General features: G+C 58.5%; 30 protein-coding genes and 6 pseudogenes. 13 read left to right on the top strand and 23 right to left on the bottom strand.

The features are described from left to right. Window positions 1-54 precede the first annotated feature (54 nt). On the bottom strand, window positions 55-969 hold the full coding sequence (locus CKW40_RS30270) for a hypothetical protein (RefSeq protein WP_095203447.1): 915 nt from the start codon (window positions 967-969) through the stop codon (window positions 55-57). Between the two features lie 183 nt (window positions 970-1,152). On the opposite strand from CKW40_RS30270, the pseudogene CKW40_RS30265 reads away from it, so the two are divergent. Continuing rightward, a pseudogene (locus CKW40_RS30265) lies at window positions 1,153-1,558 on the top strand (hypothetical protein); the annotation flags it as partial. A 146-nt stretch (window positions 1,559-1,704) separates the two neighbouring features. Here CKW40_RS30265 and CKW40_RS30260 read toward each other — a convergent pair. The 3 genes and pseudogenes from CKW40_RS30260 to CKW40_RS30250 form a co-directional block, all read right to left on the bottom strand. Beyond that, window positions 1,705-2,091: a type II toxin-antitoxin system VapC family toxin gene (locus CKW40_RS30260; protein ID WP_095203446.1), complete on the bottom strand. Its 387-nt coding sequence runs from the start codon at window positions 2,089-2,091 to the stop codon at window positions 1,705-1,707. Continuing rightward, entirely contained in the window at window positions 2,088-2,333 is a 246-nt protein-coding gene (locus tag CKW40_RS30255) for a type II toxin-antitoxin system Phd/YefM family antitoxin (protein ID WP_095203445.1), read from the bottom strand. The genes CKW40_RS30260 and CKW40_RS30255 overlap by 4 nt, the downstream gene beginning before the upstream one ends. 227 nt (window positions 2,334-2,560) lie before the next feature. Next, window positions 2,561-3,420, bottom strand: a pseudogene (locus tag CKW40_RS30250) (NAD(P)/FAD-dependent oxidoreductase); the annotation flags it as partial. A 229-nt stretch (window positions 3,421-3,649) separates the two neighbouring features. Between CKW40_RS30250 and CKW40_RS30245 the strand changes: the two are divergent. Further along, window positions 3,650-3,832 (top strand): hypothetical protein, encoded by a 183-nt coding sequence (locus tag CKW40_RS30245; protein ID WP_095203444.1) that lies wholly within the window; start codon window positions 3,650-3,652, stop codon window positions 3,830-3,832. A 457-nt stretch (window positions 3,833-4,289) separates the two neighbouring features. On the opposite strand, the gene CKW40_RS30235 is transcribed toward CKW40_RS30245, so the two are convergent. Next, window positions 4,290-4,649, bottom strand: a complete 360-nt coding sequence (locus CKW40_RS30235; protein WP_095203443.1) for a hypothetical protein — start codon at window positions 4,647-4,649, stop codon at window positions 4,290-4,292. Window positions 4,650-4,852: 203 nt separating this feature from the next. Here CKW40_RS30235 and CKW40_RS30230 point away from each other — a divergent pair, with 203 nt between their 5' ends. Continuing rightward, window positions 4,853-5,152 (top strand): DUF1236 domain-containing protein, encoded by a 300-nt coding sequence (locus CKW40_RS30230; RefSeq protein ID WP_095203442.1) that lies wholly within the window; start codon window positions 4,853-4,855, stop codon window positions 5,150-5,152. A 130-nt stretch (window positions 5,153-5,282) separates the two neighbouring features. Beyond that, entirely contained in the window at window positions 5,283-5,420 is a 138-nt protein-coding gene (locus tag CKW40_RS30225; RefSeq protein ID WP_342202950.1) for a hypothetical protein, read from the top strand. Between the two features lie 729 nt (window positions 5,421-6,149). Here the strand turns inward: CKW40_RS30225 and CKW40_RS43980 are convergent. Beyond that, complete coding sequence (locus CKW40_RS43980) at window positions 6,150-6,383, bottom strand: hypothetical protein (RefSeq protein ID WP_179298169.1); 234 nt, start codon at window positions 6,381-6,383, stop codon at window positions 6,150-6,152. A gap of 1,894 nt (window positions 6,384-8,277) precedes the next feature. After that, window positions 8,278-8,745 carry a hypothetical protein gene (locus tag CKW40_RS30195; RefSeq protein WP_095203436.1) on the bottom strand — a complete coding sequence of 156 codons (468 nt, stop codon included), beginning with the start codon at window positions 8,743-8,745 and terminating at the stop codon, window positions 8,278-8,280. Window positions 8,746-8,886: 141 nt separating this feature from the next. On the opposite strand from CKW40_RS30195, the gene CKW40_RS30190 reads away from it, so the two are divergent. The 3 genes from CKW40_RS30190 to CKW40_RS43190 all read left to right on the top strand — a co-directional run bounded on the left by CKW40_RS30190 (window position 8,887) and on the right by CKW40_RS43190 (window position 10,347). Continuing rightward, window positions 8,887-9,075 (top strand): hypothetical protein, encoded by a 189-nt coding sequence (locus tag CKW40_RS30190; protein ID WP_095203435.1) that lies wholly within the window; start codon window positions 8,887-8,889, stop codon window positions 9,073-9,075. 691 nt (window positions 9,076-9,766) lie between these two features. After that, the gene (locus tag CKW40_RS30180; protein ID WP_095203471.1) at window positions 9,767-10,066 is read left to right on the top strand and encodes a DUF1236 domain-containing protein; all 300 of its coding nucleotides are present in this window, start codon (window positions 9,767-9,769) and stop codon (window positions 10,064-10,066) included. A 59-nt stretch (window positions 10,067-10,125) separates the two neighbouring features. Then, window positions 10,126-10,347 carry a hypothetical protein gene (locus tag CKW40_RS43190; RefSeq protein WP_143748391.1) on the top strand — a complete coding sequence of 74 codons (222 nt, stop codon included), beginning with the start codon at window positions 10,126-10,128 and terminating at the stop codon, window positions 10,345-10,347. Window positions 10,348-10,771: 424 nt separating this feature from the next. On the opposite strand, the gene CKW40_RS30175 is transcribed toward CKW40_RS43190, so the two are convergent. The 4 genes from CKW40_RS30175 to CKW40_RS30150 form a co-directional block, all read right to left on the bottom strand. Then, window positions 10,772-11,566, bottom strand: a complete 795-nt coding sequence (locus tag CKW40_RS30175; RefSeq protein WP_095203433.1) for a discoidin domain-containing protein — start codon at window positions 11,564-11,566, stop codon at window positions 10,772-10,774. Between the two features lie 1,684 nt (window positions 11,567-13,250). Then, window positions 13,251-13,643, bottom strand: a complete 393-nt coding sequence (locus CKW40_RS30160) for a hypothetical protein (RefSeq protein ID WP_095203432.1) — start codon at window positions 13,641-13,643, stop codon at window positions 13,251-13,253. A 365-nt stretch (window positions 13,644-14,008) separates the two neighbouring features. Then, entirely contained in the window at window positions 14,009-14,290 is a 282-nt protein-coding gene (locus CKW40_RS30155; RefSeq protein ID WP_095203431.1) for a hypothetical protein, read from the bottom strand. A gap of 202 nt (window positions 14,291-14,492) precedes the next feature. Then, entirely contained in the window at window positions 14,493-15,212 is a 720-nt protein-coding gene (locus CKW40_RS30150; RefSeq protein WP_095203430.1) for a Crp/Fnr family transcriptional regulator, read from the bottom strand. A 179-nt stretch (window positions 15,213-15,391) separates the two neighbouring features. Between CKW40_RS30150 and CKW40_RS45990 the strand changes: the two genes are divergently transcribed. Then, the gene (locus tag CKW40_RS45990; RefSeq protein ID WP_439331012.1) at window positions 15,392-15,670 is read left to right on the top strand and encodes a DUF6894 family protein; all 279 of its coding nucleotides are present in this window, start codon (window positions 15,392-15,394) and stop codon (window positions 15,668-15,670) included. A 1,274-nt stretch (window positions 15,671-16,944) separates the two neighbouring features. Here the strand turns inward: CKW40_RS45990 and CKW40_RS30135 are convergent. The 6 genes and pseudogenes from CKW40_RS30135 to CKW40_RS45430 all read right to left on the bottom strand — a co-directional run. Then, a pseudogene (locus CKW40_RS30135) lies at window positions 16,945-17,244 on the bottom strand (ATP-binding protein); the annotation flags it as partial. 151 nt (window positions 17,245-17,395) lie between these two features. Then, entirely contained in the window at window positions 17,396-17,737 is a 342-nt protein-coding gene (locus tag CKW40_RS30130) for a low affinity iron permease family protein (RefSeq protein WP_095203427.1), read from the bottom strand. A gap of 35 nt (window positions 17,738-17,772) precedes the next feature. After that, the gene (locus CKW40_RS30125; RefSeq protein WP_095203426.1) at window positions 17,773-18,033 is read right to left on the bottom strand and encodes a hypothetical protein; all 261 of its coding nucleotides are present in this window, start codon (window positions 18,031-18,033) and stop codon (window positions 17,773-17,775) included. A gap of 158 nt (window positions 18,034-18,191) precedes the next feature. Next, on the bottom strand, window positions 18,192-18,341 hold the full coding sequence (locus CKW40_RS45775) for a TIM44-like domain-containing protein (protein ID WP_095203425.1): 150 nt from the start codon (window positions 18,339-18,341) through the stop codon (window positions 18,192-18,194). A 199-nt stretch (window positions 18,342-18,540) separates the two neighbouring features. Then, entirely contained in the window at window positions 18,541-19,038 is a 498-nt protein-coding gene (locus CKW40_RS30115; protein WP_280175412.1) for a divalent metal cation transporter, read from the bottom strand. A 91-nt stretch (window positions 19,039-19,129) separates the two neighbouring features. After that, a pseudogene (locus CKW40_RS45430) lies at window positions 19,130-19,210 on the bottom strand (hypothetical protein); the annotation flags it as partial. A 324-nt stretch (window positions 19,211-19,534) separates the two neighbouring features. Between CKW40_RS45430 and CKW40_RS30110 the strand changes: the two are divergent. Beyond that, window positions 19,535-19,714 (top strand): annotated as a pseudogene (locus CKW40_RS30110) (plasmid stabilization protein); the annotation flags it as partial. After that, window positions 19,648-20,379, top strand: a complete 732-nt coding sequence (locus tag CKW40_RS30105; RefSeq protein WP_342202949.1) for a cysteine hydrolase family protein — start codon at window positions 19,648-19,650, stop codon at window positions 20,377-20,379. The pseudogene CKW40_RS30110 and the gene CKW40_RS30105, both read left to right, overlap by 67 nt. A 1,250-nt stretch (window positions 20,380-21,629) precedes the next feature. Here CKW40_RS30105 and CKW40_RS45770 read toward each other — a convergent pair. The 6 genes and pseudogenes from CKW40_RS45770 to CKW40_RS30075 form a co-directional block, all read right to left on the bottom strand. After that, window positions 21,630-21,758 (bottom strand): GlsB/YeaQ/YmgE family stress response membrane protein, encoded by a 129-nt coding sequence (locus tag CKW40_RS45770; RefSeq protein ID WP_143748389.1) that lies wholly within the window; start codon window positions 21,756-21,758, stop codon window positions 21,630-21,632. Window positions 21,759-21,782: 24 nt separating this feature from the next. Next, window positions 21,783-22,478, bottom strand: a complete 696-nt coding sequence (locus CKW40_RS30090; protein WP_095203469.1) for an IS6 family transposase — start codon at window positions 22,476-22,478, stop codon at window positions 21,783-21,785. Window positions 22,479-22,571: 93 nt separating this feature from the next. Next, window positions 22,572-22,691 (bottom strand): annotated as a pseudogene (locus tag CKW40_RS45425) (DUF2252 family protein); the annotation flags it as partial. Continuing rightward, on the bottom strand, window positions 22,688-23,155 hold the full coding sequence (locus CKW40_RS30085) for a DUF6328 family protein (protein ID WP_280175411.1): 468 nt from the start codon (window positions 23,153-23,155) through the stop codon (window positions 22,688-22,690). The gene CKW40_RS30085 and the pseudogene CKW40_RS45425, both read right to left, overlap by 4 nt. Beyond that, window positions 23,100-23,582: a DUF6328 family protein gene (locus CKW40_RS30080; RefSeq protein ID WP_095203420.1), complete on the bottom strand. Its 483-nt coding sequence runs from the start codon at window positions 23,580-23,582 to the stop codon at window positions 23,100-23,102. The genes CKW40_RS30085 and CKW40_RS30080 overlap by 56 nt, the downstream gene beginning before the upstream one ends. A 5-nt stretch (window positions 23,583-23,587) precedes the next feature. Continuing rightward, complete coding sequence (locus CKW40_RS30075; protein ID WP_095203419.1) at window positions 23,588-24,880, bottom strand: NRAMP family divalent metal transporter; 1,293 nt, start codon at window positions 24,878-24,880, stop codon at window positions 23,588-23,590. A 475-nt stretch (window positions 24,881-25,355) separates the two neighbouring features. Between CKW40_RS30075 and CKW40_RS30070 the strand changes: the two genes are divergently transcribed. The 3 genes from CKW40_RS30070 (at window position 25,356) to CKW40_RS30060 (ending at window position 26,680) form a co-directional block, all read left to right on the top strand. After that, window positions 25,356-25,790 (top strand): DUF6894 family protein, encoded by a 435-nt coding sequence (locus tag CKW40_RS30070; protein ID WP_095203418.1) that lies wholly within the window; start codon window positions 25,356-25,358, stop codon window positions 25,788-25,790. A gap of 94 nt (window positions 25,791-25,884) precedes the next feature. Beyond that, complete coding sequence (locus CKW40_RS30065; RefSeq protein WP_095203417.1) at window positions 25,885-26,394, top strand: YciE/YciF ferroxidase family protein; 510 nt, start codon at window positions 25,885-25,887, stop codon at window positions 26,392-26,394. A 100-nt stretch (window positions 26,395-26,494) separates the two neighbouring features. Continuing rightward, the gene (locus CKW40_RS30060; protein WP_095203416.1) at window positions 26,495-26,680 is read left to right on the top strand and encodes a hypothetical protein; all 186 of its coding nucleotides are present in this window, start codon (window positions 26,495-26,497) and stop codon (window positions 26,678-26,680) included. Window positions 26,681-26,687: the final 7 nt, after the last annotated feature.

Below are 26,687 nucleotides of genomic sequence, written 5' to 3'. Positions count from 1 at the left end.
GACCGCAATAGAAGCCCGGCTTCACGCCGGGCCTCAAGGTGTCGCCAGATGGCTTCAGCGGCTAGTCACAAACACAGCTTCCTCGTCGTCGCGCTGCCTGCCGCCGAGAGCGGCTGCGGCGCTTGCTATGAAGGCGCCGATGATCAGCGACAGCGCACCGAGAAGCGCGAAGGTCGCGCTGGCCTTTCTGGCGGTGTCGGCGGCTTGCTTGGCCTTGACCTTGGCGTCCTGCACCCTGGCAAGGATAGCATCGACGCGCGCCTTGGCGTCCGCTTCCGACAGTCCTGTCCGGGCAGCCACCAGCTGCGTCAGGTAGGTCTTGTCGTCGGCCGAGACTTCGCCGGTTGCCGCGCTGGCGATCAGGATGTGGGAGGCCTGTGCCGTTGCTGCGGCATCGCTTTGAGGATTGGCGGCGGCGACTTTCGCTGGGGCGGTCGGCCGGAAAAGCGCATCCACGAAATAGGATGTCGCGTTGTCGGCTGCTCCGCCGGCATTTGCCGATGCCCCCGCGGAGGCACCCGTGGCGGCGCCCGAAGCGACGGTCGAAATCGCTTGCACGCCGGAGCCGACGATCGCCGACAGGGTCGAGCCGAGCACTCCGACGACGAGCAGCGTTGCGAACGCCCAGGCCAGGAAGCCGTGAGCTGTGTCGCGGAAATAGACCTCATCGGTGTGAACGCCGACCCATTTGGTACGCAGGCGGCCCGCAAGATAGCCGCCGACTCCTGAAGACAGCCACTGCACGACGATCAGCCAGACGGCGGTTGAAACGGCGAATGTAGTGATCGAGGCACCCGACCCTGACCAGGGAGAAATCATTGTCAATCCAAGGCCCGAGCCGAGCAGCATCAGAATGAAGGTGAGTGTGCATGCCGCCGAGGCGCCAGCAATGATCGGCCCCCATCTGACGGCGGTGGAAGAGGATTCGGTCGAGGGGGTAACGTCGACCCCCGAAAGGATTGGTTGCATGGCAGCCTCCTATCGGGCGAAGAGCATGATAAGGATAATGATCGGAATCGGAATGCCGAGCAACCAGAGCAATATGCCGCGTCCCATGAGAGCCTCCCGTTAATGCGTTACGATGCAGTAACAATTCCTTGATTGGCCTTTCGTTCCCGGTTCCAAATTGGTCGTGTTGGACCAGACCATTGCCTGGGTGCCGTGGTCGGCGGAGCCGGCGGACTGATGACCGGATTAGGTTTGATGGCAACCGGGCGTCGGTCCGGTGGTGGCAGCAGGTTGGCTAGCGGCGACTGCGGTTGGTGCCGTTGCCGGCGCGGCTGTTGGCGGAGCTACTGGTGGAATTGTCGGTGCCGTGACGAAATCTGGCGTCCCGGAAAATGACGCTCGCGTCTATGCGGAACGGGTTCGCCACGGCGGCACCATGGTTACGGCTCGCGTGGAGAAAGAGTTGGTGCTGAAGGCCGAAGCGATCCTTCGCGGTGCTAACGCGGTCGACGTGCCAGCACGCCGCAAAGAGTATCAAGCGGCCGGGTGGACGGGGTTTGATCCTGACTCTGCCGATACCTACACGTCGGACCACATCGACGCTGCGAGGCACACCGTCGGGCCCCTTAACCGTCAAGGCCCGCCGCCGAAAGACGGCGGGCGGTTGCCGGCTTGGGATTTGAATTCGATGCTATGACTGCGAATCGTTACGGGTTCGCTCCGCTACCCGGCAGCCGCAATCTGAAGGGACTTGGTTCAGAGCTGTCTTATGGGCCCAGGATATCTGGCCACGAGTGCATCCACGGTCAGAAGCGTGATGCCTTCCACAATCGACTGGGCAATCAACATGCGGTCAAACGGGTCCTTGTGAATCGGCGGGAGCCCGTCAACCCCGATGGCGTGCTCGCTGGTGATTGGCAGTTCGCCATAACCGTTGTCCAGAAGACCGCGTCTGAGCAAACGTGGATCGACCTTGAAGTCGTCACGCCCCAGACCACTCTTGATTGCGATTTCCCATAGGCTGGCCGGACTGAACATCAACTCGTTCAGCGGGTCCTCGATATAGGCAAGCGCCGCGATAGGCAGTCGGTCGGGCTCGCCTGCGGCCCACAGGAGAAGGTGAGTGTCGAGTAGAAGCTTCATTCCTTCATCCCGAACAGTTTCTCGATTTCATCGCCGCCCATACGATCGAAGTCATCCGGCACCGAGATCTGCCCGTTCAGGAATCCGACCCTACGCACCTGACCAGCCGTGGGATGGTCGATCGGCACGACTTTCACCATGGGCTTTCCCGCTTTGGCTATGACGAAGGGTTCGCCCTTTGCGGCCCTCTCGACAAGGCGAGAAAGCTGCGTCTTGGCCTCATGAATGTTGACTGTGTGCATTTGTAGCTCCGAATTAAACTTAGTTCATATGACTTAGTCTAAAATGGATGGAACTGCAACGTGCGAATTGATCCTTCATTGGGTTGGCACCGAGAAGAAAAGCGATCCTGCAACGACGTCGTGAACCGGCCGAGGTGCTGAAGCGACCGGTTAGGCGTCGTCCGAGAATAACTACATCGGATTGTGGTTGGGTTCGACGGTGTAATTCCATTCTCCGTGGAAGGTAGGCGCTCCATTTCCGCCTCGGCCTCCAGACTTTCGAGATCGTGGAAGATCGAAGCGACAGCCAACGTGCGCCCTTCCCGTTTGAAACGAAGCAGGCAATCCCTGGCCGTGATGTCTCCATCGACCGAGATCTCATCCCATCGCTCGGCATGGCCGATATAGTTGATGGAGACATCGTAATGCTGGCTCCAGAAGAACGGCACCGCGGTGAACTTCTCTCGATTGCCAAGCATGTTGAGTGCCGCGGTGCGCCCCTGTCTCTGCAACCACCCAGTGCTCTACCCGATGGTCTCGCCACTATGAGGGTCGGGCCACCGGGCAATGTCGCCGGCCGCGAATATCCGGGCGCGCTCGTTTCCAGGAACGAGTCACCGCGACACCGCGATCGAGCTTGAGCCCGGCCTTTTCCGCGAGCCCAGTGCGTGGCCTCACGCCGACGCCGGCCACGACGAAATCGGCCGCCAACGTGCCGCCACTGCTGAGCTTCACCTCGCCGCCGTCGATGCCGGCCGCGGTGTCCTCGAGGTGGAACACGACACCCTTCTCCGCATGGAGGGCGCGGATAAAATCGCCCATTTGCGGACCCAGGACCCGCTCCATAGGCCTTCTGTTTGGCGCTACGACATGAACGTCGATCCCGCGCGAGCGCAGGGCCGCCGCAACCTCCAAGCCAATGAAACTGGCGCCAAGCACGACGCAGCGTCGCGCATTCGTGGCTCGCTCGATGATCGCCTTGCAGTCCGCGAGAGAGCGCAGCGTGTGGAAGGGTGATTGCTCGGCTCCGGGATAGCAAGGCGAACCGGTTCGGCCCCCGTGACAGCAGCAGCCTTTCGTAGGCAATCCTGCCGCCATCCGCGAGGAGAGCCGCGTAGGCCACTGGGCCAGCAACGGGGACCTTCGGGTCGAGAGCGGACCGCATTTTGCGCGTTTGTCGCATCTGAAAAAGTGGCAAAGGCTCTGGTATCACTTTTTCGGGCGGCGGCTGATCGTTCATCATGAAGCAATTTGCGGCAGGAAATTAGGTTCAGCTAACACTTGACGCGAACTTCCCACGCCCCAGTATCAGGATGGCATGAAGGACCGACGATGAGATGACCAAGCTGCCCGACTTTGCACCTATCCCTGGCGAGCGACACGATGGCAACCCTACCGACGAGCGGGAGAATTTCTATACCTGCCCGACGTGTGGACAACTGGTCGATATGCGCGATTTGCGCCAGGTCATTTGGCACGAACGGCCAATGCACAAGCCACTCCTGTCGGTGGTGGACTAGCGGAATAGCTCTCGTCGCTAACGACCCAATGGCTCCTTCGAAAGCGAGATTAGTTCGGCCTCTTCCCTAACACCGGCCATATAGTTCGCGATAGACGAGCGCGTCGCGCGCATCTGGCGATTGCTCATCAAGCCGCAGTTGATGGAAGACGCGAGCAGCAAGGCAAACTCAACCCAGTCGAAGGTGTCAGCCTCGTTGCCTTTCGATAAATTGGCATCGCCCTTCCCCCCAGAAATCCTGCTGCGGAGTGTGACGCAAGTCCTCCTCGCTAACACGGCCGATAACGCCGGGTTTGACCATTGCGTCGCCGTCCGCTTCATGCCCTTTGGCGCCGGCCCTGCGTGGTACTGGGCACGCTGCCAAAGCCGTTCGCGGATCGCTTGGCTCGAATTGATGAAGGCCGAGCCGGCAATAGCCCGGCCGATTTATGGCATCTCTATTTTGGGCGTTCCGGTTTCTAGGCACGATGCGCGATCAACCATACAAGCAGGATGAGAGCCGCGCCCAACGCAAACACCGTATAGCTGCCAAGGAGTAAAAGGATGGGGAAAAGGTCACTTCGGTAGGCTGTCAGGATCATGCGGACTAGAGGGTTGGCAATTTCATTTTGCAATACGTCGTCTTTGTCTCCTACAACTCCGATACGTGGAGTTTTGGGCGCCTCAGTCGCCTCTGCCCACTCTGACTTCGCAGCCGTCTTCGAATCCTTAGCCGCCTTTAAAATCCTGTTTGATATATGGGTCGCCACCAACGGATCATCGGAAAGATGGTCCAGTGAGACCGGTTTGGCGAAGATTTCAACGCCGTGTGTGCCCATGGGCTAGTAACCCTGTTTCCTGACTTAAGTTCCCTCGAAGACGGGCCGCGCGAGGAAGTTGTAAAATCTTTCCGTTTCGGATGGGCCTTTGGTCCGATCAGTATGCGACTGAAGTCCTGCGTCAGGAACCATGCCGCTGGCGGTAAGTTCGGAACAGCGGCGCAGGAGGTCCTGCTGTCGCCAGATTACAAGAGGAGAAAAGTATGAGAGTTCACCTAACCAGCGCCGCCGCGGCGCTCGTTCTGCTTGCCGTCATTGGCGCCGTGGCCGCCGAGGAGGTCGTCATCACACCTGAGCAGGACACCGTCGTGCGCGAATACGTGAAGAAGCAGCCGCTGGCTTCCGTCAAGCTTCCGGGCGTGGAACTCAGCGTCGGCACGGCGCTGCCAGATACGGTCGAGCTCCACGAGGTTCCGAAGGTCAAATACCGCTACGTTGTGATCGACAACCGGACGGTTCTGGTGGATCCGAGCACGCGTAAGATCATCAAGGTCTACAACTGATCTGATGTAACAGCCCGTCGCCTTCATCGGCGACGGGCTTCAGCGGATTGCAATAGGTATCACCATGCCACATCGTGAGGCTAGGAATTCCGGGGCTCTGGCGTCGCGCGTCGACGATCTACGGACCCGAATGCTCGAAGCGAACATTACAGACGGCGAGATCGAGACATTCCAGAAGGTGGCAGCCGTTCTGGAGGCTGTCCATGGGCGTATCGAGGGCGACGACCTGATTGCCGCGTCGTTCCTTGTCGACCCGCATGTCGGTTGAAGCGCCCCTGTTCCCGGGGCTCATTCTGCGATCGACAACGGTTGGGAGAATCCGGAAATGTCTTTGTGCGATGAATTGGGCGACGTGACGATGGAGTTCCAATGCCCGGCCTGCTCACACCCTATGGTAAGGCCGGGTTCTTGGCTCCGCACAATCGGAAGCTTCAGATGCGACAGCTGCAAAGCTATGGTGCGCATAGGTTATGAAAAGAAGCTGTCGATCTTTGCGGGCTACCTGAAAAACCGGCAACAGCATGGCGCCGGCGTCGCACCATCACGCCCGCGGGATCGAGTAATTCCACGTTTCCCTCTTCATGGACGCCTTTAGCTCGCCTCCGAGTGATGCCAGCCTCCTGGCTCGGCGCATTTTTCGCAAGGCGGGGCGAGCCACATACCCTTCCGTTTAAGGCGGCTGAGGCCCACGAGACTTCCGAAATACGAGATTGACAAGTCTCGCATCGCACCAGCACCGGGGCAACGCCCCAGTTTATCTTCGAGTTGATGACGGAGGAAATCGATCTCGCGGATGGACCGATCGGCGCGCGAAGCTCAAACGAAGACTTCGGCATGGCTATCATCCGCTACATGCCGATCGAGGTCGCCTCGAAGCCCTGCCTTCGATGTCGATCCCAAGAGCGAATACGACCCCAACAGCAGGTTTTCTCCGTGTGGTTTTTTGCTAACGTTAACTCCGATGTGAGCCTAGTCGTATCTAACTCACGCGTCTCCTTCAATGATTCGATGTGAGCTTGCCGAATGCCCATACCGCGGCACGATCCGGCTGCAGATTCCTGAAGACGCCCAACCTTTCACGCCGATCAACTGCGCCGATTGCGGCCAGTATCTTGGCACATGGGATGAACTTCAATCTGATTTCGAACGCCAAGGCGGGAACAGAGGGGTCTTCCGCATCGAAAAGGGGCGCATCCAGAAGCTCGAATAATGTCGCGCCTGAGAATTTCAAACTGATGCTCTGCCTGAAATCGGGAGGTCTTGACAGCCTCTCGCGACCAGCTAACGCTACCCAAATGCCGGCGTCCCTTGTGCTTGTCGCTTGTCGTCGAAGATGAACAGTTGATCAGCCGGGACCTCGAGGTCGCGTTGGTAGACGCCGGATATACGGTCATGGTCGCGAAGTCATGCGCCGAAGCGGCTGATTTCCTGGATACTCATCGGCCCTATGTGGCAGTCTTGACGTGCACCTTAGCGACGGCGAATGCATCGATGCCGCAAAGAAACTTCGCGCTGAAGGCGTGCCCTTCATTGTGCATTCAGCCTTAGCACCGTCACACGTCGACGACGCTTTCCGATCGGGTACGTTCCTAGTCAAGCCTGCGGGAACACTCGAAATCGTCGCGGCGGTGACGAAATTGGCCGCCGGAGACCAACAAAGGAACAATTTTAGCAAACGATAATTTCATAGGTCAGTTAGCCCAGGGAGGCTGTCTTGTCCCAACGACGGATCGACAAAGAGCGCATCGAGCGCGCCGCTCGGGAGGCTAAGCTACTAGTCGAGGCGGAGATGGAAGCACGAAATGCAAAGACGGCGCGATTGCGGCGCTACGCCTTTCGGCACACACGACGGAGGGGCCAGATCCAGTTAAAAGGCGCCGGCCGACCGCCAAAAAGTCGTCGCGGAAAATTATCAAAGTCGATTAAGGCCAAGCGGCTTCGGATTCCGCCCTAGTGTCCGCTCTCATGGGGTATCGTCCCGGTCCCTCACGGGCCTTGCCGGCGTGCATGTAGCGTGAGCCGATAGTCGACGAGCTGCTGGAGCGCCTCGTTGCCGGCTCGCCGGGGGTAGCTGGTAACCGCCCCGCTAGTACGGGACGTGGGCTCGCTGAGTAGGGGCATGTCGGGTACTCAGCGAGCCTCACTGGCCAAGCGGCGTATCATGGGGCCACCCTATCGCCGTTTGCGAATCCATGAGGAATCAGTAATGGGTCGCGCCGCCGGAGCCTAGATCCATCCGGTATGGCTCGGCTGCTGTTGTCCCCCAAGGATATACCCCCGGCAGCCGGGCCGCCCTCTCTCCTGGCTCCAAGGGCGGCGATACCATGAAGCGGCTATTTGCATTCTTGCTAATACTGTAACACCATCACGCCCGCTGGGATTGAACTCCCCAGGGGGAGGGCTTGGTTGCCGTTTTAGTCACCCTTTGACGTGCACCGGGGCAAGGCCCGGTTGTTGGTAACGCACCGCCACAGCCGGGCCGCCTCTTCAAAATGGCCACGCCAGCGCCAAGCACGACGGCGCATGAGGCGCGACCAGACATCCCCAAAGGACCGCAGCGGCGCCGGGGTGAGGCTGCTGAGGAAGAAGTGAACGCTGGCGGAGGAAGTCTATGGCTGATCGAAGTGGGAAGACGTATCCCAAGATTGGCGTCTGGTACGACGTGGAAAACGATGACATCCATCTCAGCATCGATGGCCAGGGCCTTTCGACCGTGAACGCCCATTCGGCTAGCGTCAGAGGCAAACCTCACCTGTTCAATAAATTGGCAAAGGCTCTCCGCGAAAGCGGTAAGCCACACCCAACAATCATAGACGAGCTGGACTAGCGGACTTGTGCAGCGGCTCTCTAGTCGCCGGGCGGATCGAGAACCCCGAAATCGACCGAATGCGCGCCTCGATCTGCATCATACCCTATCGCCGTACGACCGCGTCGAAGCAACTCCCGCACTGCGTCAGATCGGCTCACCATTCGTTTCTCAAAGCGCCAAGCATCCAGGACAGCGAGTTCCTTGGCATTGAGCATGATCTGTAGACGGTATGTTCGCTTGAGGGTCGGCATTTTACCTCAATCTGCAATGCCAGCGTCGTGGTGAACGATCGCGTCGAGGATCGTCTCGTACGGCGCTAGCACCCTTCCGCCCTTAACGACCGCACCATGCGAACTACAACCGGATCGTAGGGCACCTTTTCATCACGGCTATAGTTGATCGTAAACAGTGCGGCGCGGTCGGCGCATACTTTGATGGCGCGGACATACCTGATCTGGCCGTCTTTGACACCCGAATAACTGGCCCATTTCGGCGTAAGGCGTCTATACGTCAATCTCCAACCGTCTGTTTCGTCCTGCACCATGCGATGCTCGATTTCGGCTTCAAAACTGGCTTTGCCCAGCCGAGCGCCCCATACGGCCAGGAAGGCCTGTCTTTCACCTTCGAAAGCAGCGCCCTGATCAGAACGTTGCGACAGCGCAAAGCCGGGGGGAACATCGAATATGAAGCCAAATTCCTTGACGCCGAAATGCTGCCACGGCTTCCCCTGAACCAACGCTGTGGAGTACAGAATGCAAGCAAAAGCCAAAACAATACGGGACATAACGTTGCTCGTCCAAAGTGGCCGAAACTATTCGGCCTCTCAAGTTCTCCCAAACGCCTCTATCGGGGCGCGGGGGCGCGGCGGCATAAGCCCAGCATAGACCCAACTTGGTGCCCGCTCGAATGTTCCGTTGGCAAATGCTTGACCAAGAAGGCCGGCCGGTTTTTTGCCAGAGCGGTGGCACATCTGCGGCGGGCTATCGACCTAAAGGTCGCCTCGATAGAGATGCCGATTCTGCCCGGTTTGACCCATTGCATCGCCGGCCGCTTCCATTCCCTTGGGCGCTGGCCCGCCGACTTTCTGCTATTCATTTCCTATACGGAAGCGTAGAAACACAAATCGTCAGCAACACTAGCACGGGAGCGACCATCGCACTCCTACCCCAGCAGGAGGCATGGAGTTATGGCAACAGAGCCCAAAAGACCCAGTATGTCGGCCGAGGCCGTTCGCGAGCTTGCAAGCCAATCGGGTGCTACAGAGCAGCAGATACGTGAGATTGTATCGCTTGTAGGTTTCGATCGCGCCTCCATCCTGCGTGAAGCTCGCCTTCTCAAATGGAATGGGTCCTCGTCTCGGCCCTTCCTCTAAGCGTTGCCGCTCTGGCAGGAAAGCGCCCGCTTCAGGTCGTCAAGGCCGGTCATGCCGGACATAAAAAGCGTCATGATGCGGATGGCCAGGTTCTCGCGATCTGGGCATCAGCCGGGATGCCGCAGGATTGGCAATGCTCTTCCAAAATGGTCGTCAGCATCGCCCGGTTCGACAACGCCGTTGATATCCATGGTTTCCGCTCTCCCTCTAGGGGCGAAAGCGCGAACCTAATCCGAGTCAAAAGCGCCTGCAAGAGGGTGTTGGAACCGCACAGAAAGGCCACGCCAGCGCCAGCACAGGATGGCCTTAACGTGGCCAGACTTAAGTCCCAACGAGAATCGGACTGACGTCCCAGCTCAGGAACGTTTTAAAAGTCGCGACGTTCGATTTTTGCAGGCCAAGCCCGCACTAAAACCACAGAAAAGGAATGATCATGAGAAGCCATATTAAAGCCGCCGCTGCGGCGTTTCTGCTGCTCGCCGGAGTCGGCGCGGCTGCTGCTGACGAAATCGTCATTGCGCCCGAACAGGACACAGTCATTCAGGAATATGTGAAGAAGCAGCCGCTTGCGTCGGTCAAGGTTCCCGGCGTCGAACTCAATATCGGCACGGCTTTGCCCGACACCGTGGAGCTTCACGAAGTTCCCAACGTCAAATATCGGTACGTCGTGATCGACAACCGGACCGTGCTCGTGGATCCGGGCACCCACAAAATCATCAAGGTCTACAACTGATCTGCACGCTTCGACTTGAAGCCCGTCGCCGCATCGGCGGCGGGCTGCAGGCTGCCACATTGCAAAAGGCCGTCACCACCGTCTTGCCATCGATCAAAGCGTCCAGCCTTTTTTCGGCGTACAACGGCATCGGCATCAAGTACGCGCGTGCTCATTTAAACAACTACAACCCGAGCAGGGCGCAAAAGGCGAGGGCTAGAAGAGCAGCCGCAAGCAGCGAGCCTCTGCTATTTTGCCACCTCGGCAACGGCTCTGGCACCAATTTTTCGGGCGGCGGCTGATCGTTCATGATGAAGCAATTTGCGGCCGGAGATTAGGTTCCGCTAATATTTGACGCCATCGTCTCCCGCCCCACTATCAGGGTATGGCGTTAAAGGTGACGGACTGACGACGAGATGACCAAGCTATCCGACTTTGCACCACCCAATCCCTGGCAAGCGACACGCGCGACCCTGCCGAAAGCCATGACGGAAGCCCAGAAAATCGATGTGGCTTTGCTGACGGCGGTCGAAGGGCTTGGGCCGCTGAAGACTCCGTTTTCCGTTTTCCCATGCACGGACTGAAAAAACCCATTTCACACACCAGTAAGTTGCAAACGACCAAATGCCGATCATGCAATAATATGGTCTCGACCCTAGGGCTTCCGGGCTTCTTTGATTAATCGTCGGCCCGAAATTTAATCAAACAGAAAAAAATCCGCGAATTTTAATGGGGCGGGTCTAGCGGCTTTCGACCTTTTCGGGACCGATGGCCCCCCGGGGTCGGGCTTTGCCGATCATTTCGTGCTTTGATTTCGAGGTTCGTCCAGGCGCCTTGCGTGGACGGAGTCCAGACGAGGCTGTAGACGATGGCGTCATAGGACCGGCAAATGTTGAAGTTCTTCGGCCCGTGGATGGCTTGCACAAGGATTTCGAGGATGTCCTTGTCGTTGGACGAACCCCAGTCGATGTAGAAGGCGACCGGATAGGGCACGTCGGAATCCCAGACCGTTGCCGTGTTCGCGTCGCGCGCCATGGAGGCGGTGGTGCTGTTTGCCGCCGAGGACACCGACGGTGTGCCGCCGCTGACGTTGCTGCCGCCGGACGTTTCCCGGTAATTGATATCAACGAGGCGCATGCCGCCGCCGCCGCCGGCCTGGTTATCCGCGAAGGACACCGCCCAATAGCGCGCCGCGCCAATGACAACGTCGCGGCCGGCGGCGCTGAATGCCCGAGCCTCGCCGATAGGGTTGGCCGGCAGCGCACCGGACCAGCTCACTGTCGCGAAGGTCGTGAAGATCGAACCGTCGTCGGAGTATTGGATCGTAAAGTCCTTGGGGGACTCGCTCGGCACAGTAGGAAATGCCTTGATCACGACCTGCTGGATATCCTTTCCCGATCCGAAATCGTAGGTGATGGAAGCAGTCGCCGAACTGGCCCGCCAGACAGTCGAGATATTGCCATCGAACGCATTGGCGGCGGCCCCAAACGTGACATCGGAAGCGCTCGCCGGTGGCGACATTTGCGCCCCATGGCGTTTCGCGCATCAATATTTCGGCAATGGCGACACGCGCGCCTCCATCAACGGCGGTGCTGCTGACGCGCCAATAGCGATGACTTCCGCCGACGGCCGCCTTTGTCGACACGTTAGGAAACCCATATCGTCTGATCAGCCTGCGCAGAGTGTCTTCGGTATGACGGTGCTCCCTGAACACCTCAAGGGCCTGCTTGACAGTGATAGCGTCCGAGCTGGGAATGTAGAGCGGCCGAAGCGCTGTTTTGGCGGCGAGCACATTGGTCATTCGGCGGCCTCTTGGTCGCCATCAAGCGCCATGGCCAGCCCTGGGCACTGACGCGCGCTTGCCCGATTGAGGCAGAACGATCGCGACCACGATGACGTTCTGAGGTATTTCAGGCGTCCGATCGGCGAGAAAATCAATCCTTTCCGACAGCGAGCGGACAACATCGTGCAGTTGATCAACAGGCAGCAGCGGCGAGCGGCCGAGCGCCAGGCTAAGAAACGCGCCTGAGAGCTTTCGCCTCGACATGCTGAGGTCAATCAATGGTCGGTAGGGCGACGGCCTGGCTTGGCTTCATGCTCTCCGTGGCGTCGTACTGGCGCTGGCTTGGTGGCCTGTGTAGACGGCCCGGCTGCCGCACAGCTATGCTACTCCGATAGCCGCGCCTGTACTGGTCGAAGAGCAAACCACGCAATCGCGTTTCGTTGCGATGGATCGAGAACGATGCCCCGATGTTAGAGCCCTGACTTGGACGATGCTGGATCCGATTCAAAATCAGACGATGGCCTGACAGCGACGTAAGTCGGTCAAAGCAAAAGTCCGCCGCGGGGGCCGGCGCGGCGGAGGGGCTACATCTTGAGGAGACGACCGCCCCTCTGTCAGAACTCGCCATTCATCTAAAATGTTCCGGAACTATTTTAGCACATGCTGATTGAATCGCGGTTTTGCGAGTGCAGGGACCGCACAAAACGTTCCGTCGGCTGAAAGATATACCCGGCCGCTTGCGTCCTGGCCCTGGTCCGCACCCTTGTCGCCTATCTCCTAGCCGCGACGGCGGAGTGTATCATTTTAATACAATCTCCAATTGGTAGACTCCTGCGGCACATCGGCAGCTAGTGTCTCCCCAAGGCCAAAAGGAGGGAAAAAGGCCGCGGACTGGGAGGAAACGATGTCTGTACAAAAAGAAGACTACCGAACGAACAGAGCCGACTATGTGATCGCTGCAACGCATGGCCGCGCGACCGCTGGCGATCGCGATGAGCTGCTGGCTAGAAGAACGAAGTTCCTGTGGCTAAGAGATCATCGGCGATCTGCCAGATTGGTCGCAAACCCGTCTGAAAGCGCGCCAGCACCGAAATCCAGACCGCGCGGCTATTAGCGCCATCTTGGCGGACGCTAAACGTAGCTGGCAGGAGGGTTGAAGTCCCGATGGACCCCAAGCGACTCGACCACAAACTCGATTGCAAGGCGTGCGGGACGATCCAGATGGATATCCCCGACAACGCCACTGAGCATATCTCCATCCATTGTACGAGTTGCGGCGGCTACCTCGGCGAATGGGAGAACTTCAGGACGATTTTTACAAGCAGGCCGGCGACACTCAGGCCTTCGACCTGAACCACGGCAATATCATTAAGAAATAGCAAGTGGTCAGCCGAGCGATCGCGCCGCCTTTCTGGCTAGCAATCATCCTTTGACTTTCCGCACATTTTTCAAACGATCGCGAGCGCCCATATAGATGCCGAGAGATCTTGCGGACAGAGCCGACAAGACAATCGGCATCGAACGCATGGCTAAGCTCAACTCCGGTCCAGACAGCCCGACCCTTGCCAGTTTGCGAATCTGCCGGCGATCCCTGAAATTGTTGCGAGCAAGATGAAAAGGCTTGGCCTGAGTTGCCTCGGTGCAATAGGTGCCACTGCGATAGCCGCGCCTGTACTGGTCGAAGAGCAAACCACTCAATCGCGTTTCGTTGCGATGGATCGTTTTGACCTCCGGCTCCCAGACCGGCTCGAGATGCGGCGGCAACCGTTTGAGAAATTCGGTGTCCTCGGCAATCCGCATCGATTCTTCGAACAACCCGTATTCGTCGAACAGCCGGCGGTCGAAAGAGACGCCGTAGCGCAGCGCCAGATCTGCAGGAAGGCCCGGAAGGCGGCGCGGGAACAGCGCAAGATATGCGGCACAGGCAAACGGATTGCGGGGATGGCTGTTCGCAATCGCACTCGAAACCGTGGCTGCCCCCGCAAGGTGCCGGCGAAGTCGTGCCTCTGCCCAACCTGGGCAAGCCGGGCAACGTCTGCAAGGAAAGCAACGAAGGGCGCCTCCGTTGCGGCAATCCCTACATTGCGCGCAGCCCCAACGAAGACTCGCCTGGCGATTTCAACCACCGGCACATCGATACCGGCATCATACAGAAGCGACTTTGCGACGCGGTCCGCTCATCAGTGGCGGGCGCCAAGCTTCTTTTTGCTCTCTCTCAGATAGATATCGGTATGGTGGCGTATCGCATCTGAAAGCGACAACGCCAGATCGAGGTCTTCGGGATAGTTGGCCAAAATCCAAGTAGCTGTCAATTCGGCAATCGCGAGCTTCTGGCCTACATCGGAGAGGCCGCGCATTTGCTTTCCCATCTTCCCGACACCTCGGTGGATGGCCGGCAACTCGCGCCTTACCAGCGCATATATCTCGGGCTGTTCGGTCTCGGTAGCTATGACAGGTTTCATGGTGCAGGCGCGATGTCTTGGCATTGCGAGCTAGGCGGGCGCTCCGCTTCGACCACCATCTTCGATTCGTGATCTGCATGCTCGATCCGTCCTTGTCGATCTTCGCGGGCGGTCAGGGTGTCGGTCAGGGTCCTTTGAGGCATGGTGATCTCCGTTGATGGGGTCGCCGCGACGAGCCGGCATCGCCTGAATATCAATATAATTAGCGCGGCTCCCGCAACATGCTGAGGTAGGTCGGGTCGAACTCGGCGATTTCCTGTAGCCGGTGCCAGTCTAATATGGTCACCGTATGGTTTGCCCAACTGACGACACCGACCTTGCGCAAGGCGCCGATGACGCGGTTCATGTGAACCACCGACAGGCCGAGCACGTCAGCCATTTCAGCCTGCGAGAGTGGCAGATGGAAGCTCATGCCATTGGTGCGCTGGACGACCTGCAGCCGCACAAAAAGCTCGCAGACGAGATGGGCCAGATGCGAGGTCTTGGAGCGCCGCCCCATGGCGACGATCCATTCGCGGTGGATGGCACCGTCGACCAGCGTGTCCAGCCACAGCAGCCGGGTCAGATGCGGCGCCTGCTCGGTGATGGTCCGAAGCCGGCCATGATCGGCGAACCTGACATGACAGGGCGAAAGGGCGACGATGCCGTGATCCATGGTCTTCAACAGGAAGGCATGGAGATCGACAAAGTCGCCAGGTACTTGCAATGAGGTGAACTGTCGGCTGCCATTCTCCAGCACCTTGTAGCGCGCCGCGAGGCCATCAAGAATCAGCGTCGAGTAGGTCGGCCGCGATCCCGAAGCGACGATGTCCTGGCCGGTGGCAAAATGCCGCTCGAACGTCATCGCGCCGGCCAGCAGCGCCTTCTCGGCGTCTGAAAGAGCGTCATGCTGACCAAGGTTCAGATAAAGGGATTCAAGCACCGCTATCTCCAGCGAAGGGCTCAGAGTTGATAGCCAACTGTTTCCTTCGGACGCAAGGGCGGCTGCACCCGCACTAAATGTTCGAAATACGCAAGGAATTAACATTTGTTGGAGCGCGTTGTTCCCGCCAAATGCCTCCGCTGATGGAACAACAACTCAGTCCGGGAATTGTCGGTTGAATCTCTCTCGCCAACAACAACAGTTTTGAGGTTCAGCCCATCACGCCTCGATATTATCTCGACCTGTACAATGGCGACGGTCTCACGGTCGACGATGACGGCCAGGTTTTCGAAACACGCGAACGCTTGCGGCGAGAGGCGATACGCATCCTGCCCGACATTGTCCGCGACGAGATGATCGAGAACGACCGCACCGCCATTACCGTCAAGGTGCGGGACGAGACCGGGCGCCATATCTTCGAGGCATCGCTGGTGGTCTCTTCTGCGTGGTGTGATTGAACTCAGCACTCGCTAGATCGTTCTCCGCATTAACTTTGACCTATATCGATGGACCTCGCTGGCCTTTCTATGTGGAATCGCGTTGAACATCGGAAGCCGAGAGGCGTTTGAATCGTAACGTCGCAGTCGGAGTTACGCAGGTATGCCCCCTCGAAAACTCCTACTGGAATACGCCGCCGTCGTTGCGATAATCGTCGTGGCTATATGGGTAATCATCCACAATTGGCCCGTTCATCCGATTATGTGACTGGCGCTATCCAGCCGTAGGAGGACGAGCCGGCCCCGTCAGATTCCATCGAATAAATGGGGCATCTTTGCCGAGATGGGCGATAGCAGCGGATGCTTTCTTCCTCATGCAGGATGATCCTCGCGCCAAATCGGCACGCGGTTGATCTTGATTACCACGAGACGACGGATACGCAGGCCGACCGCTTCGCGCCCGGTCGGCACGAATGCCTCGACCTCGAGCCTGCCGTGATCCTTGCCGTTCTCGCACTTGATCCGGAAGGCGAGGAATCGACATCGACATCGCCGAAAATCTGAATGAGATCGGAAGGCACGCCTGGTGTCGTTCAGCTTTGACAGCGGGAAGTCGCGGTGCTTTGGCGCATAGGGCTCAGGTGAGAACAGAAAAGGAACATTTTTTCTTGCCCGTCAAGACCGTTTTGTGGAATCTATCCGACATGAGCGACGAACCGATCAAACTCGCAGGCATCGCGACACCGGCGCCGCGGCGTGCTCTCCTCGACCCGCGCCTTAGCTCCGTCTGGCTTGCTTCGAGTGAACTTCGGCCTTATTCCTTCGTGTCCAGGAGCTCGTTCGCCCTGCTCAGGTTGCACGGATGACGGTTCTCTCATTTCTGCAGAGCCCACAGACGCTCGTGTTGCCGACCTAGTTAACTATTAGTAAACTCTAATGTTCCTCGCTTGGCACTGTGGATGGTTACCCGGGCTAAAGGTAGGGCTTCCAGCTGCCGATGATCGCGGCCAGGCGAGCGTCGCCGTAACAGTATGAAATCATTGTTGATCCTTGTGCAGCTCGATCGTGCTGCGTTAACGATGTTTGTTCGGGTTCGATTAAAATGCAGCGCAGATGGTCACCGATGTGGAAGATCAATCCGATTTGCGCCGCTCTCCTGTTCACGCCACTCGCGTTTGCTGTCGCATTGGCGGTGCTCGCCACGATCTCATCGAGCTCATCCGCCGCAGCCTGATCCTAGGTGTTGATTTTCACTGAGAACTGACCGGTATTTCCACCGAGAAGTGACCCGCCTCTCATGTATGTTTCGGTTCGGGGTTGAGGGTCAAGGTTCTGGCTTTCTCCTTCGCTTTCTTAGGCTCTTGTGCAGAGCTGTTCTTGAACCGGAAGCTGTCGTTTCCGGTTTCCAGGATGTGGCAATGATGGGTCAGCCGGTCGAGAAGGGCGGTTGTCATCTTGGCATCGCCGAAGACACTCGCCCACTCGCTGAAGCTGTTCGGTGCCGATGCCTCGAAGGCGCGGTCGAGGAGGTTGTCCGACACTGTCGCTCGCTCGCCCGTATCCTTCGGCAGCCAAAAACCAGGCCCTTCTCTTCGTCCGTAACCCTCACCCAATTGCCTACAGGCTGCTTGGTTAGCTTCACGTTTTGGCTAACGGCTTTTCCCGCAGCTTCGAACGGCGTCGGTGCTTTGATCGCATGCGTCTTGCGCACGGTGTCATCTTCCATTTCGTCAACGCGATAGTTTCTCATTCGAGGGTCTCACGGTTGCTCGAAAGTGCAGCGTTTCGCTCGATCTTCTCAATCTCAGCGGTAATCTCCGCGTGCGTAGCATGTTCAAGACCAACCACCTCGTTTCGCGCATTGTCCAACGCGACAATAATTTCGTTCAATTTGGCCTGCATCGCGCGGGTATCTCGGTTGTTCTGGATCAGAACGACGCCGGTCAACGCAATGGCTGATATCGAGAGGATGTAGCTTCCAACCGACGAACTGGCGAACGCCGCACAGGTGACCGCTGCCCCCAGCATTACGTAAAAGCCGGGGGCCTTGAGAAAAAACTCCGCCAAAAAGTACAAAGGACGATCCATAATCCCGTTCCACTGCACGCGCTATCGGCCGAGCGTTATTGAGCTGTCGGCTTTTTGACCGCTGGCTGGGGAGGTAAGGCCTGCTGTTGCTCCAGTTGTTGTTTCTTGCGCTTCTGCTTCTTGTGGAGCTGGTGACCCACAACACACCCACCCAAGGCTCCGAGTACCGTATGATGGCCTGCATAGTGGCCGGCCACCCCGCCGGCTACGCCACCCGACAGACACCCGATCGCCTGGGCTTGTGAACTCGCACCTAGAAAACCGAAAACTGCCGCCGCGATAATTGCTTTCTTCATATCAGCTTCTCCTAATCTTGGTCCCAGGAACCGCAATGCGGAAGATCCCGAATCGTTCCGTGCGAACTCGCCGCAGAAGCATCGGCATTGAGAGCCGGCGTCGCGGCCCTTCAATTGGCCGTTTCCTGGATCGCAGATAGCAGCCATGGTTGCCCAGCCTAACGAGTGAAGGTCCACAGTTCCGTTGTGTCGACCGGATTGTTTGGGTCCACTTTTTCGATGGCGCCTGTTTGACGGTTGCGCATCACATCGATGGCAGACCAATGCATTGCCACCGTAGCGTAATCGCGCATGCCCTCGCGCCACACTTCGGCGAGGTGTCGACAAGGCCAAATCGCACGCCAAGATCAAGGCACAACTTAAGACAGTCGCACACGCATCAGCGGAAGCACGGCCCGGCGGGGAAGGCCGAGCCTGCCGCGAAGAAGGCGACGGGGCCGAAGTCAAAGCGGAAATAGCGCGTTCCGCGAATCCGAGCATCAAGCGCCGGTCGCCCGGCTGGCTTGCCTAAACGAAAAGCCCGCCGGCCGGAGCATGTGCTGGAGAAGCACTGTGATCGCCCGAGATCGCCATTTGAAGGTCGGTGCCGATTCCTAATAAGGACCATTCTAGCGTGCGACCTACGCTATCGTTCGCAAGCTCACACCACCACGTCGCAAAGAGGCCAACTGCAGCCACGGCCATGACCGCAGTGGCAAGCCAGCCGACAATTTTTAGCCCTGTCGGCAGCTGAAAGTCTCCCATTGCCGCGCGCTTGCCCGACAGATGCATCATCATGCCCATGACCGGCACAGCCACTACGCCATTGATCACCGCGCTCCAGAACAGAGTCTTTATCGGATCGATCGGGGTGAAATTGAGGGCGACGCCAACCAGCGTCGGCACAGCAATCGTGCTGTAAAACGCTTTGGCCCGATGCGGCTTTTTGGCTAATCCCACGTTCCAGCCGAGTGTCTCTCCCAACGCATAGGCGGACGACCCGGCGAGTACGGGCAAAGCGAGCAAGCCCGTGCCAATAATTCCAAGCGCAAAAGACGAAGAACGCAAACTGACCGGCGATCGGACGAAGCGCCTCGGCCGCCTGCGATGAGGTCTGAATGTCGGTCACACCATTGGCATTGAGGGTGGCCGCCGTGGTCACGATTATGAAAAGGGCCACGGCGTTGGAGATGGCCATTCCGAAGTAGGTATCGATGCGGATGCGTGTCAGTTCTTCTGGGGCCTGTTCGGGAGCGACTTTGAGCGGCGATGCCTCCTCGCGCTCCTGTCTGTCGACAGGCAATGCGCGGGGAAGAGGGTTGTTCCTGACGATCGTCGAAAGAATTGGCACTAAACTATCTCCTGTTGAGAGGTCCGTCAGGACCTTGCGAACTTGCTGAGGCTCGCAGTTCGAATACATTCAAGATCAGACGGCCGGATCGCACGGCATCTTTGAATCGCAGACAGCGGAACCTTCGGTAAACCACCTCCGTTGTGAGCAATTCAACGAGGAGTGACGACCATGCCACGAGGAGAAAAATCGAAATATACCGACAAGCAGGAGCGCAAGGCCGACCATATTGCCGATGGATATGAGAAGCGCGGTGTATCGGACAAGGAAGCCCAACGCCGGGCATGGGCAACCGTCAACAAGGAAGATGGCGGCGGCAAAAAGCAAGGCGGCTCCGGCCGGAAGGATCATGGCTAGTCGCGGGGAGCGCCGCTCAAGGAGGAGTTAGAAGGGCTAGCGTCATGGCCTGTCGTTCGACTCTCAGGGACGACCCAATCGGACGTCGAGCTGTCCACGTTTGCGTCGATATGCAACGCATGTATCTGGAAGAGACGCCGTGGGCACTTTCCTGGATGCCGAGGGTGCTGCCAAACATAGTAAAGTTGTGCGAAACATGCGCTGACAATACGTACTTCACGCGGTTCATTCCGGCGCGCCGGGCAGGCGACGGGGTAGGTACCTGGAAGCGATACTACCGTCGATGGGACATGATGACCATCGAGCAAATGGGCCCCCAGTTGGTCAATCTCGCTCCGGATCTGCAGAAATTCATACCGCCAGCCGAAGTGGTCGACAAGCCTGTCTATTCGCCCTGGCTCGGTTCCGACCTTCGCGCGCGGCTTGAAGCGCGAGGTTGCGATACCGTCCTTGTCACGGGAGGCGAGACGGACATGTGCGTGCTTTCGACCGTTCTCGGCGCCGCGGACTACGGATATCGAACGATTGTCGTGGAGGATGCGGTGTGCAGCACTTCGGACCAATCACACGACGCGATGATCGATCTTTTCAGCAATCGATACGAGCAACATATCGAGACCGCGAACACCGCGGAAATTGTGGCAAAGTTGAAAAGATAGGATTTCTCCCAAGCCTACCCGCGCCTCGCGACGGCATTGAGTTTGTGAAATCACTTTGAGGGGACTGCCTTGGAACATTCTCCGCGTCCTGAGGTTCCATATAGCGGGACTCGCCGTAAAGGTCTCCGGATGCCCAACTATCTAAAGCTGCCGACGCGGACGAATGGCCTGATCAGAGTGGTGATTGAAACCCCGCGTGGCGCGGCCGCCATGCTGATAGAGCGATTTGGGACCGACTATGAGATGGTCGGCGAGAGGCGGATATCTGCATCCCTCAAATGCGATCGATGCGGGCGCAAAGGCGCCGTCATCCACTCGCTGGCCAATACGATGCCAAACGGATACGCCAAGGCGAAGGACGATAGATCCGACTGTTGATCCGACATTTACCGGCGCCCATTCATTATTATCACGCGGCGGCTTCGATACAGCACATCCGTCACAAGAAAGGCCCGTCGCTCCCGAACTCCCCTCCGAGCGGCGGGCTTTCTCTGTGTACTTCGCGGGGCTGGTTTTCATCCGGGTTTGGGGCCGTTTTCAGTTTGGGAGCCATTTCAGCGCAAAGGCTTCGCGTGTCCGGCTGCGAGGGTCTGCTGCCAAAACGTTTTATTGAACGGCGGGAACGTTGGCGGCGCTTGTTGTTTGCTGAATAGCGGCGCGCATCTCCCCGGATAAAGGCCGCTGGCCAACGTCCCTCATTGGTCGGCCCGCGCTCTGTGCAACAGGCGCGGGCCATTCCTTCTTAGGCCGAAAATGCTTCCTAGGAACATCGGCATGGCTGTGCTCCAGTCGGAGGGATTTTGCGTTTGCGGACAGCCACTTCCAATTCAGCCGGCCCCTGCCGGGCGACCCCAAGGCGATAACGAGGGCATGGTCTCGAAGCGCCGCGTTAGCAAATACCGTAGCGATCGTCACAAACTGGCTGAAGATCAAGAGTTATGCGATCGCCGAATTTGACCTGCTGGGCGTCGAACGCGAGGCAGGCAAGTCCGCCTTTCGCTCTTATGGCCAAGCCACTGTCAGGAACGGGCGGAGGCCTGGCTACGGGGATTTGATGTCTTCCCGCTTGACGGCGTCGGTCAGCGGCCGGAGAGAATCGGCGGTCGACGAGGCAGGTTGCCAATTCGGAGTAACCGTACTCGATCCGGTGGAAGCTTTCAGGCTGATTGGGTGAGTTCGATCCATTTTGCTCGTCGCGACCGACAGAAGATCGATACCTGGCTTCAGCTGCGATTTTTCGCCTGGCTTCTTCAGCCGTGCGGTAATTCCGCCGTCCTGCTGGCGCCTTCTAAGCGGGGCAACAGCCAATCTCCGATGAACGCGCCAATGATCCCGATTACTATGTCCGCGGGTTCTGTCGCAAATCGTGCTTCGGTCACAGCGCGACGCTTTCACACCGATGATCAGGGGGTGAGGATTTCGAATTGCTCGGCGATTGAGGGATTTGGATTGTAGGCAAGCCTCGCCTGTTGCTTGCGCATGTGAACCATCTCGATACCGGAGAGGATGGTATCGGCGCTTGCCATCGATTTGAAGCCGAGCATAGAGCGGATGCGGCGTTTGATGCGCCGATGGTCTTGCTCGATCTGATTGTTGAGGTACTTGCTCTTGCGGATTCGGATTGGTTTCCGTGAGTGCCGGGATCGATGCCACAAACGGTTTTCAGCATCGCAGGAAATGAGCGCCTCGTGATTTGTCTGGCTGCCGTCGATAACAATGCGATCTGGTCGACCGTGGCGCTCCAACGCCTTGCGGAAGAAGCGCTTTGCCGCCGGCAGGTCACGGTTCTCGCTGAAGAAGAACTCGACCGTGTCGCCGACGCTGTCGATGGCGCGATAGAGATACATCCATTGGCCGCGAACCTTGATGTAGGTCTCGTCCATATGCCACTTGCCGGTGACGGCACGCTTGCGCCGGTTGAAACACTCCAGCAGCCGAGGCGAGAAGTGGACGACCCAGCGATGCACGGTGGAGTGATCGACGTTCAGGCCGCGTTCGGCCATCATCTCTTCCAGATCGCGCAGGCTCAGATTGTAGGCCAGATACCACCGTACGCACAGCAGGATCACGGATCGATCAAAATGGCGGCCTTTGAACATGAGCAACTCCGGGAAAGAAGGAGAAGGTGTCATGCAGCAATCACCGTTCCGAAAAGTTTGCGACGGAACCGGTCCTTGGGGCAAACTTTCCCCATGCTCTTTGAGCCAGTCGTAAAACCGCGCTGTACTGCCGCGCACGAACGCGTGCGGCGACTCGGCCATTTTGCGTGCGTGCACCCGTACCAGATAGCCTGGGCGATCTGCGAACTTCATGACCGTAGCTCCCGGCGGCGTCGTTGCATGAGCGGCCAGACATGCCAGAGGCCCACGAGGATGATCAGCGTGACAACTGCGGCCGCGTCGCCGGCGGCGGCTATACCGGTGATCTTGCTCACCACCACGTGCATTTCGACAGCCAAGCCCACCGCCAGGAACGCGGTGGCGGCCAGAACCAATCTACTGGCGATGACGTAAAAAGCCGGCACAGCTTCCCCCGCATAAACGATCCGGTGGTAAGCTGCGGGCGCCATCAGCAAGACGGTCGAGAACGCCACACATGCCAATGCGACACCATGCAGGATCTTCTCAAACGTCAGCATGTCGGCGAAGCCCTGGGTGCCACGATCGCCAGCTGGAAGCCCAGCAACGCTTGCGCTCCCGGCAACACGATACGGCTTTCGATCATCGCAAACTCGATCTTGGTCTCTGTCGAAGTGTTCTGCATGGCTGTGCCTCATTTTGACCTGTCCTAAACACCACCGGGCCGAACCAGAATGTCAGCGCGAAGACGAAGCCGGCAAGTCCCGCACCGAATGCAGCCGGGGCGCCTCCGATGACCTGCCCGGCGATACCGAGATCGAGCGCCATCGCCACGGCAAACGGCGCAAGGGTGATCTCGGCGGCGCGCGTAATGACACGATCGATGCGCGAACCGGCCGCGCCGCGCTCGACGATGCGATGATAGGCGCTCGGCGCGATCACGAGGCCGACCACGAGGACCATCAGGCCCAAGGCTATGACGTACATCGCTTTGGCAAAGGAAGGCAGCAATGCAAAAGCTGTCTGGAAGGGGCCTTGAACCTGGAAGCCGAGAAGAATTTGCGCGCCCAGCATCAGGGTCCGCGATTCATCCAGCGCGAGCTTGGTTCTCTTGTCTGGCGTCACCGTACCTAACCCCAGGCAATTTGTCCGACCATGACCGCTGCCGCGGCACTCATCACAACCGTCGCCACCCAACCGATAACACGCAACGGTAGGGGGACCGTGGCCTTGCCCATGATATCCGGCCTCGCGGTCATCGCCATCATCACCGCCATGACGGGGACGGCAACGACGCCGTTGACGACGGCACTCCAGAACAGGGCCTTGATCGGGTTGATCGGCGTCAAATTAAGGCAGGCGCCAAAAACGGTCGCCACGGCAATGGTGGCGTAAAAGGCCTTGGCTTCGAGCGGCTTGCGATCGAGGCCAACCGGCCACTTACGGGCCTCTCCCAATGCGTAGCCGGCCGAGCCCGCCAGCACAGGAATCGCCAGCAATCCGGTTCCGATGACGCCAATCGCGAAGATGGCGAAGGCGAAGTTGCCCGCGACGGGCTTCAGGGCCTCCGCCGCCTGGCTCGTCGATTGGATGTCCGTTACACCGTGGGCATGCAGGGTGGCGCCCGCTGTAATCATGATCGCCAGGGCGACAATGTTGGAGAACGCCATGCCCACGTACGTGTCGAGGCGGATGCGCTGGACGGCGCTCTCCGTCTGTTCCGGTGCGTGCTTGAGAGGTGTGCGCTCCGGCTTGGCCTTCTGGTCCTCGACTTCCTGCGAAGCCTGCCAGAAGAACAGATACGGGCTAATGGTCGTGCCGAGGATCGCGACCACCGACGTCCAGAAATTGGCATCAGCCGTGAATTTTGGGATCAGCATTCCCCGCGCAACTTCGGCCCACGGAACGGAAACAAACAAGACCGTGCCGAAATACGCAAACAGGGACAGCGTCAGCCACTTCAGTACAGACACGTAGCGCGTGTACATCAAAAACACCTGGAGGATCACCGAGAGGGCGCCAAACGCCACCACATAGATCAGGGACGGCCCCCCTATGATCAATTTGAGCGCGTCGCCCATGGCGCCGAGATCCGCGCCGATGTTGATGGTATTGGCAATCAGCAGCAGCACCACCACGGATTGGAGGAGCCAGTTCGGATAATATTTGAGCATATTGCCGGCGATGCCACGCCCCGTCGTGCGCCCGATCCTGGCACTGATCTCCTGGACCACGGACATCAGCGGGTAGCTGAACAGCATGGTCCAGGTCAGCGCAAAACCGAATTGGGCGCCCGCTTGAGAGTAGGTGGCTATGCCGCTCGGGTCGTCGTCGGAGGCCCCTGTGATAAGGCCGGGTCCCAAGACGCCGAGTAGCCGTGGTTTGGACTGCCCTACAGCCGGATTCTTACTGGTTTTGTCCATAGTTCCCTCCGCTGCCGCATCAACTCGCGACGTCGTGGAAAGGTCCATAGGGCGAAGAATCTGTAGGAACTTTTGCCGGCGCTGACGATTTAGGCCGCCCCACCTGACTCCGCTTCAGCAAAGGATGCTACTATGGACATGACTGCCCCACCGCCCGGCCTTGCGGACGAAGAACTGCTGTTCCGTCCCAACATTTCATTGAATGGGTCGAACACCGCTAACACCCTGTCCTTCTTCCTGGACCGTCTCGACGACGTTCGCCGGCAGGGCGCCCATGTCGTTTGCACTCTAGCGATCAAGCACGTGAGAGACGGTCGGACGCTGACGCCCGGCAGTCAATGGCCGCAGACCTCATCTCCCGTTCACGGCTCCACTAATCGCGGCATAGCAGGGTGCCCCAAACGAGTTTCTTTGTTCTGCTCGGGAACGTCGCGTCGAGCGGGAGATTGGTCCGTTACAATGCAGGAGAATCCGGATGCAACTCATAGAAACGACGGTCCATCGCAACACCGTTGTGGACGTGGTCGAATTTGTTGGTGAAGGCGGCGAAGCAATCAGTGTTTCTCTTGCTGCCAACGGAAAAGAAGACGCAGAGCTGATCGAGACTGCCAAGCAGATGATGGCCCAGCTCATCGCATTCGATCGGCAAGATACCGGCAGAGCCGAGGAAAGCGCCGAGCTCTACACGTTTGAATATCAGGACAGGGGCGTCGTCCGGGTCATGCCGGGCATCTCGCTTCCCGACTTACATGCCGTTCAACAGGAAGTGCGGCAGTCAGCCGAAGATCTGTGGAGGGATGCGCTCGACAACGCCGTCGCCCCGGTTGGCTGGGCGGTCAGGGCTCGCAACTCCAGCGGCGATATCGTTGCGACTTGTTCCTACGACGAAGTTCAACTGCACGACGCGTAACCGAGAGACCTTCGCCCGGGATGACACTCCGGGTGACGTCCAACCGATGCCTTCAATTCGGGGGCGATAACACTGAAACAGAAGGAATAGACGAATGGCCACCAACAAAACACCCAAGGGTCTCGACGACCTGTTCCACGATACCCTCAAAGACATCTACTTCGCCGAGAAGAAGATCCTCGCCACACTGCCGAAGATGGCAAAGGCAGCCCACAGCCCGGACCTGAAGGCCGCTTTCGAGAAGCATTACACGGAGACGCAGGAGCATGTCGCGCGCCTCGAAGAGGTGTTCGAGGTCATCGGCAAAAAGCCGGCCGCCAAGACCTGTGCCGCCATCATGGGCATCACCGAGGAGGGCGCCGAGATCATGGAGGAGTACAAAGACAGCCCTGCCCTGGACGCTGGCCTTCTGGCCGCCGCTCAGGCGGTCGAGCACTACGAGATTTCACGCTACGGAACCATGCGGACCTGGGCGTCGGAACTTGGTTTGACCGAGGCGGCTCAGCTTCTGGACCTGACGCTTGCGGAAGAGAAGAAGACCGACGTGGCTCTGACCAAGCTGGCTGAATCGGCCGTGAACGTGGCTGCGGAAGCGGCTGAATAGTCGGCTATTGGCTTTCGAGCCCTGGTGGTCACACCAGGGCTCGCCTGACGCCACACATTATGAATCGCCCTTGAATGGGAATGCGCAAGGAATTAGAGTTATGGGCTTTTTTGGGAAGTACTTCTCCGGCCTCGGCCGGAAAGAGCCGGCCGACAAGCAGCAAAGTGGTGACATGCGAAAGGCTACCGGCGCAGGCCCTGCCATCGCCGCCCACTCAAAGGATGCAAAAACCTCTGCTGCTACGGGTCAGAACCCGGCGGCCGCAAAGAAGAAATCAGCCAACTGAAACCTGA

Origin of the sequence: Mesorhizobium carmichaelinearum, assembly GCF_900199455.1 — a bacterium.
In the GTDB taxonomy this organism is placed as follows: Bacteria; Pseudomonadota; Alphaproteobacteria; order Rhizobiales; family Rhizobiaceae; genus Mesorhizobium; species Mesorhizobium carmichaelinearum.
This window is presented reverse-complemented; position numbering and strand designations above follow the sequence as displayed.

Excerpts from the sequence above, each read along its gene's own strand:
- CKW40_RS30270 (WP_095203447.1), bottom strand. The coding sequence starts at position 969 with ATGCAACCAATCCTTTCGGGGGTCGACGTTACCCCCTCGACCGAATCC.
- CKW40_RS30260 (WP_095203446.1), bottom strand. The coding sequence starts at position 2,091 with ATGAAGCTTCTACTCGACACTCACCTTCTCCTGTGGGCCGCAGGCGAG.
- CKW40_RS30255 (WP_095203445.1), bottom strand. The coding sequence starts at position 2,333 with ATGCACACAGTCAACATTCATGAGGCCAAGACGCAGCTTTCTCGCCTT.
- CKW40_RS30245 (WP_095203444.1), top strand. The coding sequence starts at position 3,650 with ATGACCAAGCTGCCCGACTTTGCACCTATCCCTGGCGAGCGACACGAT.
- CKW40_RS30235 (WP_095203443.1), bottom strand. The coding sequence starts at position 4,649 with ATGGGCACACACGGCGTTGAAATCTTCGCCAAACCGGTCTCACTGGAC.
- CKW40_RS30230 (WP_095203442.1), top strand. The coding sequence starts at position 4,853 with ATGAGAGTTCACCTAACCAGCGCCGCCGCGGCGCTCGTTCTGCTTGCC.
- CKW40_RS30225 (WP_342202950.1), top strand. The coding sequence starts at position 5,283 with ATGCTCGAAGCGAACATTACAGACGGCGAGATCGAGACATTCCAGAAG.
- CKW40_RS30195 (WP_095203436.1), bottom strand. The coding sequence starts at position 8,745 with ATGTCCCGTATTGTTTTGGCTTTTGCTTGCATTCTGTACTCCACAGCG.
- CKW40_RS30180 (WP_095203471.1), top strand. The coding sequence starts at position 9,767 with ATGAGAAGCCATATTAAAGCCGCCGCTGCGGCGTTTCTGCTGCTCGCC.
- CKW40_RS30175 (WP_095203433.1), bottom strand. The coding sequence starts at position 11,566 with ATGTCGCCACCGGCGAGCGCTTCCGATGTCACGTTTGGGGCCGCCGCC.
- CKW40_RS30155 (WP_095203431.1), bottom strand. The coding sequence starts at position 14,290 with ATGAAACCTGTCATAGCTACCGAGACCGAACAGCCCGAGATATATGCG.
- CKW40_RS30130 (WP_095203427.1), bottom strand. The coding sequence starts at position 17,737 with ATGGATCGTCCTTTGTACTTTTTGGCGGAGTTTTTTCTCAAGGCCCCC.
- CKW40_RS30125 (WP_095203426.1), bottom strand. The coding sequence starts at position 18,033 with ATGAAGAAAGCAATTATCGCGGCGGCAGTTTTCGGTTTTCTAGGTGCG.
- CKW40_RS30105 (WP_342202949.1), top strand. The coding sequence starts at position 19,648 with ATGGGCAACCGTCAACAAGGAAGATGGCGGCGGCAAAAAGCAAGGCGG.
- CKW40_RS30090 (WP_095203469.1), bottom strand. The coding sequence starts at position 22,478 with ATGTTCAAAGGCCGCCATTTTGATCGATCCGTGATCCTGCTGTGCGTA.
- CKW40_RS30085 (WP_280175411.1), bottom strand. The coding sequence starts at position 23,155 with ATGAGGCACAGCCATGCAGAACACTTCGACAGAGACCAAGATCGAGTT.
- CKW40_RS30075 (WP_095203419.1), bottom strand. The coding sequence starts at position 24,880 with ATGGACAAAACCAGTAAGAATCCGGCTGTAGGGCAGTCCAAACCACGG.
- CKW40_RS30070 (WP_095203418.1), top strand. The coding sequence starts at position 25,356 with ATGCAACTCATAGAAACGACGGTCCATCGCAACACCGTTGTGGACGTG.
- CKW40_RS30065 (WP_095203417.1), top strand. The coding sequence starts at position 25,885 with ATGGCCACCAACAAAACACCCAAGGGTCTCGACGACCTGTTCCACGAT.
- CKW40_RS30060 (WP_095203416.1), top strand. The coding sequence starts at position 26,495 with ATGGGCTTTTTTGGGAAGTACTTCTCCGGCCTCGGCCGGAAAGAGCCG.